This window comes from Chromobacterium sp. Beijing (assembly GCF_021496765.1).
Taxonomy (GTDB): domain Bacteria; phylum Pseudomonadota; class Gammaproteobacteria; order Burkholderiales; family Chromobacteriaceae; genus Chromobacterium.
This window is the reverse complement of the sequence record NZ_CP053750.1, coordinates 1160471-1173650: the sequence shown is the minus strand read 5'-3', so window position 1 is coordinate 1173650 and position 13180 is coordinate 1160471. Positions and strand designations below refer to the sequence as shown.

Genomic DNA, 13180 nt, shown 5'->3' with positions numbered 1-13180 from the left:
CCGTGCGTCCACCTCAAATCATTCAGCGCAAGGAAGTGAACACCATGAGCCATCTTCCCACGCATCAAACGCTGCCTTATGGCGTCGCCATTCATCAGGCGATCGCCGAAGGCAACCTGGCGCAGATGAAAACCTTGCTGGAGCAAGGCGAACAGCATCTGCACCAATACGGCGATCTGCACGCCGCCATTGAGCAATTGAAGCTGGAAATCACTCGTCTGGAACGGCGCTGAGCGCCGCGCAGCCCGAGGCATCCCTCACCTTTAGTTTTGGAGGTCTTATGTCAGGCAATACTCAGACTGAAATCGGATTGTTCCCCGTCAGCTACCTCATCGGCAACGATCTGGCGGGCGCGCCGACGCTGCTCTTGAACCTGCTGGTGGCGCCCCCCACCCACTCGGTGACCGGCAGCGCCCACGTCGTCAACCAAAGCCTCCACCCGCCGCTAAACCTGCACTCCCATGTTCACGGCCAATACGCCTACCTGGGCGTGGTGCCGACCAGCGAGGGCCGCATCCTGATCTCCGCCCAAGGCCACAACGGCAACACCACCAACTTCAAATTGCACCTGGTGCTCAGCCACGACTGGAAAAAGGGCATCGCCAATTACAGCTATCTCGACGGCTCCACATGGGTGGAAGTGGACAATGTGCCGGCCAAGCTGAACCCGGAACTGAAATCCCGCTATTTCCCGCTGCCGCTGGAACCCGGCCCGGTGATCCTGCCCAATCCGCCCATCATGGCCCTGTACGGCGTGCCGATCCAAAGCGCCATCGCCAGCGGCGACCTGGCCCATATGAAAACCCTGGCCGCTTACGCCAAACAGCAGCTGGACGCCCAGCCGCAACTGCGCAAGGAACTGGATGCGCTGAAGGCGGAAATCACCAAGCTGGACCGCAAATAAGCAGGCGCTCGCGCCGATACCTTCCCATTCGTCAAGGAGTGCTCCATGTCAGCAACAGGATTGTTCCATGTCCGTTACCTCATTTCCCAACCGGTGCTGGGCGCGCCGGTCCTGACCCTGGACTTGCTGGTCGACACGCCGCAGAAAAAGATCAGCGGCCACGCCAGCATCACCCAGAGCGTCAGTCCGCCGCTGCAGTTCCAGGCCAATGTCTGGGGCCATTACAGCCAGGCCAAGCTGGACCCGTCGGCCGAGCATCACATCGTGCTGTCGCTGGACGGCAGCCCCAGTTCGCCCAATAGCCAGATCGCCGAAACCTTCCATCTGCAAGGCATCCTCGATCAGGACTGGCAGGACGGCCACGCCAGCTACCGCTTCTTCTACCAGGAAGCCTGGCACACCGTCGCGCACGCCATCGTCACCGAAGCGCCGGCCGTGCACCCGGAGCCGCGCGCCGGCAGCAAGCCCTATCCGCACCCCATCCCGCTGTACGCCGCCGCGCTGCAACAATCGCGCGTCAGCAGCAATCTGGCGCAGATGAAGTCCTTGGCCGGCCAGGCGGAAGAGCAGCTGAAGCAGCACGACAATATCGAGGCCGCGCTGAAGCAGCTGCATGCTGAAATCGCCCGCCTCGAAGGCCGGCACTAAACCGCCCCGCCTCATCCGCGCTTGTTCAAAGCCCAGGAGCGCCCGCCGGGCGCTCCTCGCCCTCTCTCAAGGACCCGCCCATGCTAGACGACAGCCCCGCCGTCCGCCCGGCACGCTATCTGGACGACGAAGACTTCAAGCGCTACGTCCCGGTGCACGTGGTTTGGGAAATCACCCTGGCCTGCGATCTGAAATGCCTGCACTGCGGCTCCCGCGCCGGCCACCGCCGCCCCAACGAGCTGTCCACCGCCGAATGCCTGGAAGTGATAGACGCGCTGGCGGCGCTGGGCACCCGCGAAATCACCTTGATCGGCGGCGAGGCCTATCTGCGCAAGGACTGGACCCAGCTGATCCGCGCCATCCGCGGCCACGGCATGTATTGCGCGATTCAGACCGGCGGCCGCAATCTGAACCCCGCCCGGCTGCAACAGGCGATAGACGCCGGCCTCAACGGCGTCGGCGTGTCGCTGGACGGCCTCGCGCCCCTGCACGACAAGGTGCGCAATGTGCCGGGCGCTTTCGACAAGGCGGTGGACGCCCTGCGCCGCGCCAAGGCCTCCGGCCTCGCCGTCAGCGTCAACACCCAGATCGGCGCGGCCACCATGCCGGACTTGCCGGCGCTGATGGATCAGATCATCGAGCTGGGCGCCACCCACTGGCAGATCCAGCTGACGGTGGCGATGGGCAATGCGGTGGACAACGACGAACTCTTGCTGCAGCCCTACCAATTGCTGGAGCTGATGCCCTTGCTGGGGCGGCTTTACCGCGAGGGGGTGGAACGCGGCCTGTTGATGAACGTGGGCAACAATATCGGCTACTACGGCCCTTACGAGCGGCTGTGGCGCGGCTTCGGCGACGAGCGGGTGCACTGGAGCGGCTGCGCCGCCGGTCAGACCGTGCTGGCGCTGGAGGCGGACGGCACCGTCAAGGGCTGTCCCTCGCTGGCCACCGTCGGCTTTTCCGGCGGCAATGTGCGCGATATGAGCCTGGACGACATCTGGCACCACAGCGAGGGCATCCATTTCGGCCGGCTGCGCTCAGTGGACGATTTATGGGGTTATTGCCGCGGCTGCTACTACAACGACGTCTGCCGCGGCGGCTGCACCTGGACCTCCCACTCGCTGCTGGGCAAGCCCGGCAACAATCCCTACTGCCATTACCGCGCGCTGGAACTGGAAAAACAGGGCCTGCGCGAGCGCATCGTCAAACTGCAGGACGCCGCGCCGGCCTCCTTCGCCGTCGGGCGTTTCGACCTGATCACCGAGGACATCGCCAGCGGCCAGGAAGTCGGCCGCATCAGCCGCAGCGGCCAGGTGATCGCGCTGACTTGGAAAAACAAGGGCAAGACCGCGCCGCGCGAAGGCCGGCCGCCGGCCAAGCTGGCGCTGTGCCGGCAGTGCCAGCAATACATCCACCCCGACGAGACCTGTTGTCCGCACTGCGCGGCCGACGTCGCCGCCGCCGAACGCGATTACCTGCAAGAACAGGCCAAACGCCAGCAGGTGATCAACAATCTGCGCCGCCTGCTGGGTTTGCCGGACGATTAAGGCGCCGCGCCGGCGCCGAAACGTGGTTTTATGCCAAAAAACTCGGCGCCGCCGCCACGGCCATCCACTGGCCATAGCTCATTTGACGAAAATCGGTCTACAATCGCGGCTTGCCTAGCCTCACCACGCCGCCATGGGAGCCCGATGCCCGCATGAACCGTTTCGCGCCGTTCGCCCTATCCCCGGAAGCCGTCGCTTCCGCCTTGCCGGGCCCGCATCATGAGCGATAAGCCGCGCCGCCCGTCGCTGCAGGACATCGCCGACCGGGTAGGCACTTCCAAGATGACGGTCAGCCGTTATCTGCGCAACGCCAGCCTGGTGTCGGACGCCACCGGACAGCGCATCGCCGGCGCGATGGAGCAACTGGGCTATATCCCCAACCGGGTGCCGGACCTGCTGGCCCGCGCCAAGAGCCGCGCCATCGGCGTGCTCTTGCCGTCCATGTCCAATCAGGTGTTCTCCAGCCTGGTACACGGCGTCGAAGCCATGACCCGCGAGGCCGGCTACCACACGCTTTACGGCCATTACTGCTACGACATCGAACAGGAAACCCGGCAAGTGGAGCAGTTGCTGTCCTTTCAGGTGGACGGGCTGATCCTGTGCGAAACCGTTCACTCCGAACGCACTTTGCGCATGCTGCAGGTGGCGGCCATCCCGGTGGTGGAAGTGATGGAGCTGCCGACCCAGCCCATAGACCTGGCCGTGGGCCTGGACCATAGGGCCGCCGCCGAGGACATGACCCGGGCCATGATCGCGCGCGGCAAGCGGCGCATCGCCTATCTGGCCGCCCGCCTCGACCGCCGCACCCGCTTGCGCGCCGCCGGCTACCGGGCGGCGATGGAGCAGGCCGGGCTGATCCCGCTGGAGATCCAGACCGAACAACATTCCAGCTTTCAGCTTGGCGGCGAAATGCTGCGCCAGGCCATGGCCTCCGCGCCGGATCTGGACGGCGTGTTCTGCACCAACGACGACATCGCCGCCGGCGCGCTGCTGGAGGCCCAGGCCATGGGCCTGGCGGTGCCGGAGCGCATCGCCGTCGCCGGCTTCAACGCGCTGGACATCGGCGCCGCGCTGCACCCGCGGCTGGCCAGCGTCGTCACGCCGCGCGAAGCGATAGGCCGGCTGGCGGCGCAACGCCTGCTCGGCCGCATCCACGGCCAGCGTTACGCCGATCCGGTCGTGGACCTGGGCTATACCCTGAGCCTGGGCGGCAGCGTCTAAGCCGGTGCCGGAATACGACACCGGCCTCCCCGTAAAATCCCTTAGCAATCAAGCCCTCAAGCGATGACGCCGGTTCCGGATCAAGCCCGGCGCTCAAAACGCTTGCCTGCTCGCCGCAAAGCCGACATATTGTCATCGGCATGATGTTACCGGTAACAATCACGATCCGCCTTCAAACGAAAGCGACAACTCATTGGAGTGGCTTCATGAATTCCACACCACATCAGGTTTACGTGCTGATGGGCGTCTCCGGCTGCGGCAAATCGGCGCTCGCCGCGCGGCTGGCCCAACACCTGACATGCGCCGTGCTGGACGGCGATTTCCTGCATCCGCGCGCCAATATCGACAAAATGGCCGCCGGAACGCCGCTGGACGACGCCGATAGGCTGCCCTGGCTTGCCGCGCTCAGCGACGCCGCCTACGCCATGCAACGCAGCAACGCGCTGTCCATCATCGTCTGCTCCGCGCTGAAACGGCGATACCGCGATCAGTTGCGCGCCGGCAACCCCCAACTGTCCTTCCTCTACCTGAAAGGCGACTTCGACTTGATCCTGCAACGGCTTCAAGCCCGGCAAGGCCATTTCCAGAAGGCCGATATGCTGGCCTCTCAATTCGCCGCGCTGGAAGAGCCGGGGCCGGACGAGACCGACGTCCACGCCCTGGACATCCGCCCCGAGCTGGACAGCGTCGTCGCCGGCGCGCTGCGCCTGATCCAGTCCCGCCAGGAGCGCTGACATGTCCATCGCAACCCTGGTATTGACCGCGCTGGGCTCGGTCGCCCTGTTGTTGTTGCTGGTGATGAAGGCGCGCCTGCACGCTTTCATCGCGCTGATGCTGGTCTCGATCGGCGCCGGCGTGGCCTCCGGCATGCCGGTGGAGAAAATCGCCGACACCATGCAAAAAGGCATGGCCGGCACGCTGGGCTTCCTCGCCGTGGTGGTGGCCTTGGGCGCCATGTTCGGCAAGATCCTGCACGAAACCGGCGCGCTCGATCAGATCGCCGACCGGCTGCTGAGCCGCTTCGGCGAACGGCGCGCGCATTACGCGCTGGGCGTGGCCGGCCTGGTCTGCGCGTTGCCGCTGTTCTTCGACGTCGCCATCGTGCTGTTGATCGGCGTGGTGTTCGCGGTGGCGCGCCGCACCGGCGGCAATGTGGTCAAGCTGGCGGTGCCGCTGTTCGCCGGCGTGGCCGCGGCGGCGGCCTTCCTCTTGCCCGGTCCCACGCCCATGCTGCTGGCTTCGCAGATGCAGGCCGACTTCGGCTGGATGATTCTGATCGGGCTGGCGGCGGCGATTCCCGGCATGCTGCTGGCCGGACCGCTGTTCGGCAGCTTCATCAGCCGGCACGTCAGCCTGGCGCTGCCGGACGACATCAGCGAGCCGGCTCTGGACCGCGGCCGCATGCCCTCCTTCGCCTTCAGCCTGACCCTGGTGCTGTTCCCGCTGGTCATGGTGGCCTGCAAGACCCTGGGCAGCCATCTGGCCGCGCCGGGCTCGGCCGTCTTCCATTGGCTGCAGTTCATCGGCCATCCGTTCAGCGCCATCCTGGCCGCCTGCCTGATCGCCATCTACGGCCTGGCGATCCGCCGCGGCATGGACGCGGAACAGGTCATGCGCGTCTGCAACGCCGCACTGCAACCGGCCGGCATCATCCTATTGGTGACCGGCGCCGGCGGCGTGTTCAAGCAGGTGCTGGTGGATTCGGGCGTGGGGCCGGCGCTGGGCAACGCGCTGATCGGCGCCGGCCTGCCCATCGCCGTCGCCTGCTTCGCGCTGGCGGCCGCGGTCAGGGTCATACAGGGCTCGGCCACCGTCGCCTGCCTGACCACGGTGGGCCTGGTGCTGCCGGCCATAGAAACCATGGGCTTGTCCGGCGCGCAGCTGGCGGCGCTGTCCATCTGCATCGCCGGCGGCTCCATCGTGCTCAGCCACGTCAACGACTCCGGCTTCTGGCTGTTCGGCAAATTCACCGGCGCCGACGAGGCTCAGACGCTGAAAACTTGGTCGCTGATGGAGACCATATTGGGCACGACCGGCGCCCTGGTCGGCATGGCGGCCTTCGCCATGCTGTGACGCGCGGCATGCGCCTTGGCAAGCATGGCCGCCGGGTACGATACTCACTGAAACACGCTTGAGTAGCCCACCGCCATGACGGACCCCCTCTGCACCACCCTGCTTGCCTTGCTGGACGACAGCGCGGTCCTGATCGCGCTGTTCGACCCGCAAGACATGCTGCGCTACGCCAACACCGCCTTTCGCCAAAGCTTCTTCCTGTCCCAAGAGGAATACCTGAGTTGGGCGGAACTCATGCGACGAAACTACCGGCAGAAGCAAGGCTCGCGGATAGAAACCGACGATATCGAAGCCTGGCTGCGCTCCGCCTGTTCGCGCCGCGGCAAACTGCCTTACCGCGCATTCGAGGCCGATCTATGCGACGGCCGCTGGATGTGGATGACGGAAACCATGAGCGCGGACGGCTGGATGCTGTGCCAGGCCAGCGACATCACCGAACTGCGCGCCGACAAGCGCGAACTGCGCCAGGCCCGCGACGTGGCCGTGCGCGCCGCCCAGACCGACCCGATGACCGGCATCAGCAACCGCACCCATCTGATGCAGTTATTGCAACTGCTGTTGCAGCAGCGGCTTCAGCACGCGGCGCCGTCCTGTCTCGCCATTCTCGATCTCGACCACTTCAAGCGCATCAACGACCTGGAGGGCCATCCGGCCGGCGACCACGTCATCTGCGGCTTCGTCCAGACCGCGCGCGCTCAGCTGCGGCAAAGAGACGGCTTCGGCCGCTTGGGCGGCGAGGAATTCATGCTGCTGCTGCCGCAAACCTCGCTGCTGGAGGCCGAGCAATGCTGTGAACGGATTCTCGCCGCCGCGCGGCTGGACCGCCCCCTGGCGGCCAAGCCCGAGCTGGGCTACACCTGCTCGATCGGGCTGACCGAGCTGCGGCCCGACGACGACATCGCCAGCTGCTACGCGCGCGCCGACGAAGCGCTGTACCACGCCAAGGGCAGCGGGCGGGATTGCGTGAGCAGCGTGCGTTAAAACCGGCTCAGTCGGCCGTGGCCAACAGCTCGGACGCTTGCCAGCGCTGGAATCGCCGCTGCGCCGCCGCCACGCTGGACGCGGTCAGCGTCAGGCCGCCGCAAGCCGGCGCCCAGTCTTCCGCGCGCTCCGGCGCGTCGTCGAAGGCCAGCAAATGCGGCGCGCCGCCGGCCGCCATGCCCGCGCCCAGCAACACCGCGCCGTCCGGATTGCCGGCGCTTTCCACCAGGCCCACCCGCCCTCGTTCAGCAGCATCGGGAAGCGATGGCTGGCCGCCACCGCCTGGCGCGCGTCGCGAGCGATCTGCAGCTTGTCCGCGTCGCCGGGCTCCAGCAATACCGGGCATGGCAGCGCCGAAGCCAGCTCCCGATGAATCTGACTCTCGATCACGGTGGGCGGCAGCAACACCGCGCTGACCAGATCGCTCAGATACGCCATCTCATTGGGCTGAATCAAGACATGCGCCAAGGGAACGCCCGCGACCAGGCATTGCAGATAAACCTTTCTTTGCTCCAACAGCGCTTGTCGTCCGCGCCCCGTCGTCGCGACGGCAAGCGGCTGGGCCAACACGCTCCAGCCCGCCTCCCGCGACAGCCAGGCGCTCAGCTGTTCAGCCTGCTCCAGCAAGGCCGGCAGCGGCAAACGCAGCAACAGCAGGCGGCGCGTCCCCGCCCCGGCTATCGCGGCCTGAGTCAGGCGGCGGCCGCGCGCCACCGTCTCCCGCGCCCTGTCGTCCGCCATCGCGTCGGCCATCAGTTCCCGCGGCGAGGGCAAGCGCAGCAAGCCCATCGGCTCCGCCGCCTGCGCACTATCGGGAACACCGTCCATGCTGTCGCTGCCTTCAAAATACATTGTCGTTCTCCATCCTGCGCCTGCCATGCAAGCGGTTCAATTGGCGGCTACGATATTTTTATTGAGAATGATTGTCAATTGCGTTTTTACCAAAATTAGTCCAATCCCTCGGCATGAGACACCGCCTCCCGCCCTTGCGCAGCATGCCAAAAAGTAGCTGAGAACGGCCTCTGGCGCGCCTTTTAGATGACGTCAACATGAGACGGCGCCGCCAAATCCGGACCTGCGCCTCCACGAAGTCCTAGAGCAAAAATGTGGAATCAATATCATCTGTACGCAATATCACCGTATTGCAATGGATAACGATTATCATTTATATTCGCCCTCGACGCTCAGACGAGCCATCCCCACCTACCCAGTGGACTCAGGAATAGCGATGAACCAAACCTCACTCGACCCAGCCTATAGCGGCGAACACAACCTGTTGGCCGCCTACCAGGCCGATTCCGCCTTCTTCTTCGCCTCGCCATGCCACACCCTGCTGGCCGAAGGCATCCAGCAAGTGATCACCGACACCGATCCCAGCGCCGCCATCGCCGCCGCGCTGGCCGCCCAGCCGGACCCGGCTCAGGCCGTGGTCGTCGGCGCCATCCCCTTCATGCCGGAACAACAGCCGTGGTTGTTCGTGCCGCAACAAGTGCGCCGCGCCGACGCGCTGCGTCAGGAACAGCGCAGCGCCCTGCGCCAGCCCTTGCAAGCCGATTGCCAATTGACGCCGCAGCCGGCGCCGGCCGCTTACTGCCAGGGCGTCAGCGACGCGCTGGCCCGCATCGGCAGCGGCGCGCTGGACAAGGTGGTGCTGTCGCGCACCTTAGAGCTTTCCGCCAAGCAGGCCATAGACCAGCGTCAATTGCTGCTCAATCTGGCCAGCCAGAACCAGCACGGCTACACCTTCGCCGTGCAGCTGAGCGAAGACGGCGCGCCCCGCCGCGCGCTGATGGGCGCCAGCCCGGAACTGCTGCTGGCCCGCTACGGCCGGCAAGTAATCACCAATCCGCTGGCCGGCTCCGCCGCGCGCAGCCCGGACCCGGCGGAAGACCGCCGTCGCGCCGACGCGCTGCTGGAGTCCGGCAAGGACTTGTTCGAGCACAAGCTGGTGATCGACGCCGTGGTCGAGGCGCTGGCACCGTACTGCCGCGATCTGCAAGTGCCGGCCGGCCCGTCCCTGGTGTCCACCGCCACCATGTGGCACCTGTCCACCCGCATCAGCGGCGAGCTGATCGATCCGGCGGTGGGCTCCTTCGAACTGGCGCGCGCGCTGCACCCCACCCCGGCGGTGTGCGGCTTCCCGGCCGACCCGGCGCGCAGCCTGATCCGCGAGATCGAGCCCTTCGACCGCGGCTTCTTCACCGGCATGGTGGGCTGGTGCGACGGCAAGGGCGACGGCGAATGGGCGGTCACCATCCGCTGCGCCGAAATCGCCGAACGCACGCTGCGCCTGTTCGCCGGCGCCGGCATCGTCACCGGCTCGCTGCCGGAAAGCGAATTGGCCGAAACCGCGGCCAAATTCCGCACCATGCTGCGCGCAATGGGCCTGGCCGACCTGGCGGAGGCGGCATGAGCGAGCAACAACTGGACTGGACGCCGTGGCCTGAAGACTTCGCCCGCCGCTACCGCGAGGCTGGTTATTGGCAAGGCCAGACCCTGTTTTCCATGCTGGCGGCCCAGGCCGAGCAACAGCCGGAAAAACTGGCGCTGGTGGCCGGCAAGCAGCGGCTGAACTACCGCGAGCTCAAGCTCTACGCCGAACGCCTGGCCGCCGGCCTGTACGCCCGCGGCCTGCGTCCCGGCCAGCGCGCCGTGGTGCAGCTGCCCAATTGCGCCGAGTTCTTCATCGTCGCCTTCGCGCTGTTCCGCCTCGGCATGCTGCCGGTGTTCGCTTTGCCGGCGCACCGCCGCGCCGAAGTGTCCTACTTCTGCCAGCACACCGACGCCGCGGTCTATATCTGCGCCGATCAGCACGCCGGCTTCGACTACCGCGCGCTGGCGGCCGAGCTGCTGCCGCTGGCGCCCTCGCTGCAGCAGGTGATCGTGGCCGGCGACGCCGGCGACTACACCCCGCTCAACAGCCTCTACCTGATGGACCAGCCCTTGCCGGCGGAGCCGGATCCCAGCGGCCTGGCCTTCTTCCAGCTCTCCGGCGGCAGCACCGGCGTGCCCAAGCTGATTCCGCGCACCCATGACGACTATCTGTACAGCTTCGCCGCCAGCGCCGAAATCTGCGGCCTGAGCCGCGACAGCGTCTATCTGTGCGTGCTGCCGGCCGGCCACAACTTCCCGATGAGCTCGCCCGGCAGCTTCGGCGTCTTCCACGCCGGCGGCACCGTGGTGCTGGCCTCCGGCCCCAGCGTCGACGAATCCTTCGAGCTGATCGAGACCGAGGCCGTCACCATCGCCGCCCTGGTGCCGCCGCTGGTGCCGCTGTGGCTGGACGCCGCCGCCAAGCAGCCGGGCAAGCTCGCCAGCCTGCGCCTGCTGCAAGTGGGCGGCGCCAAGTTCGGCCCCGAGCTCGCCGCCCGCGTCGAGCCCGCGCTCGGCTGCAAGCTGCAGCAGGTCTTCGGCATGGCCGAAGGCCTGGTCAACTACACCCGGCTGGACGACGGCCCGGAACAGGTGCTGAACACACAAGGCCGGCCGATCAGCGCCGACGACGAAGTGCGCATCGTCGACGACGAGGACCAGCCGGTGGCGCCGGGCGAAGTCGGCCACCTGCTGACGCGCGGCCCCTACACCATCCGCGGCTACTGGCGCGCCGCCGACCACAATCAGCGCGCCTTCACCGCCGACGGCTTCTACCGCACCGGCGACCTGGTCAGCATGAACGCCGACGGCTATCTGACGGTGGAAGGCCGCGCCAAGGACCAGATCAACCGCGGCGGCGAGAAAATCTCCGCCGAGGAAGTGGAAAACCACCTGCTGGCCCACCCGCTGGTGCGCGACGTCGCCATCGTGGCGATGAGCGACCCCTATCTGGGCGAGCGCTCCTGCGCCTTCATCATCCCGCGCGAGCAACAGGCGATCCGCCTGCCCCAGGTGGCCGCCTTCCTGCGCGAGCGCGGTCTGGCCGCCTACAAGATTCCGGACCGGCTGGAGCTGGTCGACACCCTGCCGCAAACCAGCGTCGGCAAGGTCAGCAAGAAAACCCTGCGCCAGATGCTGGAACAGAAACTGGCCGCGCAGTCCACCCAAAGGTCACAAGCATGAGCATTCCCCGCATCGCCCCTACGCCATCCCGTCGCAACTGCCGGACAACCGCGTCAACTGGACGGTGGCGCCGCAGCGCGCCGCGCTGCTGATCCACGACATGCAGGAATACTTCCTGGATTTCTATGACCGCGAGGCCGAGCCGGTGGCCACCGCGCTGCGCAATATCGCCGCCATCCGCGCGCGCTGCCGCGAGCTGAACATTCCGGTGTTCTACACCGCCCAGCCGGCGGAACAGGCCGACAGCGACCGCGGCCTGCTCAACGATATGTGGGGCCCCGGCCTGCCGGCGCGTCCGGAACGCCATCCCATCGTCGCCAGCCTGAGCCCGGCCGCCGACGACACCGTGCTGACCAAGTGGCGCTACAGCGCCTTCCAGCGCTCTCCCTTCCTCAATCTGCTGCGCCAGCAAGGCCGCGACCAGCTGATCATCTGCGGCATCTACGCCCACATCGGCTGCATGAGCACCGCGCTGGACGCCTTCATGTACGACATCCAGCCCTTCTTCGTCGCCGACGGCCTGGCCGACTTCTCCGCCGACCGCCACGCGATGGCGCTGGAATACGTGGCCCAGCGCTGCGGCGTGACCCTGGACAGCCAGCGTCTGCTGGGCCAGCTGGACCAGCAGGCCGCACCGGCCAGCGCCGCGCCCAGCGCGGAAGCGCTGCGCGCCGCCATCGCCGAACTGCTGCAACAGCCGGCCAGCGACATCGGCCTGGACGACAATCTGCTGGACTGGGGCCTGGACTCCATCCGCCTGATGAGCTTGCTGGAACAATGGCGCGCGCTGGGCGCGGAAATCGACTTCATCGAACTGGCGCAACAACCCACCGTCAACGCCTGGCAGGCGCTGCTGGCGCGCCAGCTGGACGGGGCCGCCGCATGAGCGCCAGCTACCCGGAATTCCACGGCCGGCTGGCCGTGGTCAGCGGCGCGGCCCAGGGCATAGGCGCGGCGCTGGCGCGCTCGCTGGCGGACCAGGGCTGCCGCGTGGCGGCGCTGGACCTGCGCGCCGACGGCCTGCAGCAACTGGCGCTGCATACGCCGGCCCACGCCGACGGCCGCATCATCCCGCTGCCGCTGGACATCCGCGACGGCGCGGCGGTGGAACAGGCGGTGGCCCGCATCGAAGACGAGATCGGCGCCATCGACATGCTGGCCAATGTCGCCGGCGTGCTGCGTCTGGGCACGGTGGAACAGCTCAGCGACGAGGACTGGCTGCAGAGTTTCGCCGTCAACACCCACGGCGTGTTCTTCCTCAGCCGCGCGGTGGCGCGGCGCATGCAGGCGCGCCGCCAGGGCGGCATCGTCACCGTGGGCTCCAACGCCGCCGAAGTGCCGCGCACCCAGATGGCGGCCTACGCCGCGTCCAAGGCCGCCACCACCCAGTTCAGCAAATGCCTGGGCCTGGAGCTGGCCGAGTTCGGCGTGCGTTGCAACATCGTGTCGCCCGGCTCCACCGACACCGCGATGCAGCGCCAGTTGTGGAGCGACGACGCCATCCCGCCGGCCATTCTGCAAGGCTCGCTGGAGCAGTACCGCACCGGCATCCCGCTGCAACGCATCGCCGCGCCGCAGGATGTGGCCAATGCCGCGCTGTTCCTGCTGTCGGATCAGGCGCGTCACATTACGCTGCACAATCTGTACGTGGACGGCGGCGCGACGCTGGGGATCTGAGAACCTGTTTACGATCTGCTGCGCGTCGGCGATACGGCGTTGAAACCGGATTCGAAATGCTCATGTACCGTAT

General features: G+C 66.8%; 13 protein-coding genes. 12 read left to right on the top strand and 1 reads right to left on the bottom strand.

What is annotated here, in order from left to right; all coding sequences use genetic code 11:
• The first annotated feature begins 44 nt into the window (after positions 1-44).
• The 8 genes from HQN78_RS05645 to HQN78_RS05610 all read left to right on the top strand — a co-directional run bounded on the left by HQN78_RS05645 (position 45) and on the right by HQN78_RS05610 (position 7374).
• Positions 45-233 carry a DUF1843 domain-containing protein gene (locus tag HQN78_RS05645; RefSeq protein ID WP_107798863.1) on the top strand — a complete coding sequence of 63 codons (189 nt, stop codon included), beginning with the start codon at positions 45-47 and terminating at the stop codon, positions 231-233.
• Between the two features lie 47 nt (positions 234-280).
• Positions 281-904, top strand: a complete 624-nt coding sequence (locus tag HQN78_RS05640) for a DUF1842 domain-containing protein (RefSeq protein WP_107798862.1) — start codon at positions 281-283, stop codon at positions 902-904.
• 45 nt (positions 905-949) lie between these two features.
• The gene (locus HQN78_RS05635) at positions 950-1552 is read left to right on the top strand and encodes a DUF1842 domain-containing protein (RefSeq protein WP_235088456.1); all 603 of its coding nucleotides are present in this window, start codon (positions 950-952) and stop codon (positions 1550-1552) included.
• Between the two features lie 80 nt (positions 1553-1632).
• On the top strand, positions 1633-3099 hold the full coding sequence (locus HQN78_RS05630; protein ID WP_235088455.1) for a GDL motif peptide-associated radical SAM/SPASM maturase: 1467 nt from the start codon (positions 1633-1635) through the stop codon (positions 3097-3099).
• Between the two features lie 219 nt (positions 3100-3318).
• Complete coding sequence (locus tag HQN78_RS05625; protein WP_227103352.1) at positions 3319-4320, top strand: substrate-binding domain-containing protein; 1002 nt, start codon at positions 3319-3321, stop codon at positions 4318-4320.
• A gap of 206 nt (positions 4321-4526) precedes the next feature.
• Positions 4527-5054, top strand: a complete 528-nt coding sequence (gene gntK, locus HQN78_RS05620) for a gluconokinase (RefSeq protein WP_235088454.1) — start codon at positions 4527-4529, stop codon at positions 5052-5054.
• A 1-nt stretch (position 5055) separates the two neighbouring features.
• On the top strand, positions 5056-6393 hold the full coding sequence (gene gntU / locus HQN78_RS05615; protein ID WP_235088453.1) for a gluconate transporter: 1338 nt from the start codon (positions 5056-5058) through the stop codon (positions 6391-6393).
• A gap of 75 nt (positions 6394-6468) precedes the next feature.
• Positions 6469-7374, top strand: a complete 906-nt coding sequence (locus HQN78_RS05610) for a sensor domain-containing diguanylate cyclase (RefSeq protein ID WP_235088452.1) — start codon at positions 6469-6471, stop codon at positions 7372-7374.
• 90 nt (positions 7375-7464) lie between these two features.
• Here the strand turns inward: HQN78_RS05610 and HQN78_RS05605 are convergent, their stop codons facing one another.
• The gene (locus HQN78_RS05605) at positions 7465-8226 is read right to left on the bottom strand and encodes a hypothetical protein (protein WP_235088451.1); all 762 of its coding nucleotides are present in this window, start codon (positions 8224-8226) and stop codon (positions 7465-7467) included.
• A 376-nt stretch (positions 8227-8602) separates the two neighbouring features.
• Between HQN78_RS05605 and dhbC the strand changes: the two genes are divergently transcribed.
• From dhbC to HQN78_RS05585, 4 genes are all read left to right on the top strand, one after another.
• Entirely contained in the window at positions 8603-9787 is a 1185-nt protein-coding gene (dhbC, locus tag HQN78_RS05600) for an isochorismate synthase DhbC (protein WP_166451738.1), read from the top strand.
• Positions 9784-11430 (top strand): (2,3-dihydroxybenzoyl)adenylate synthase, encoded by a 1647-nt coding sequence (locus HQN78_RS05595; protein ID WP_235088450.1) that lies wholly within the window; start codon positions 9784-9786, stop codon positions 11428-11430. The genes dhbC and HQN78_RS05595 overlap by 4 nt, the downstream gene beginning before the upstream one ends.
• Before the next feature lie 64 nt (positions 11431-11494).
• Positions 11495-12316, top strand: coding sequence for an isochorismatase family protein (locus HQN78_RS05590; protein WP_304502840.1), 822 nt, complete (start codon positions 11495-11497; stop codon positions 12314-12316).
• Entirely contained in the window at positions 12313-13107 is a 795-nt protein-coding gene (locus HQN78_RS05585) for a 2,3-dihydro-2,3-dihydroxybenzoate dehydrogenase (RefSeq protein WP_166451735.1), read from the top strand. Before HQN78_RS05590 ends, HQN78_RS05585 begins: the two co-directional genes overlap by 4 nt.
• The last annotated feature ends 73 nt before the right edge of the window (positions 13108-13180 follow it).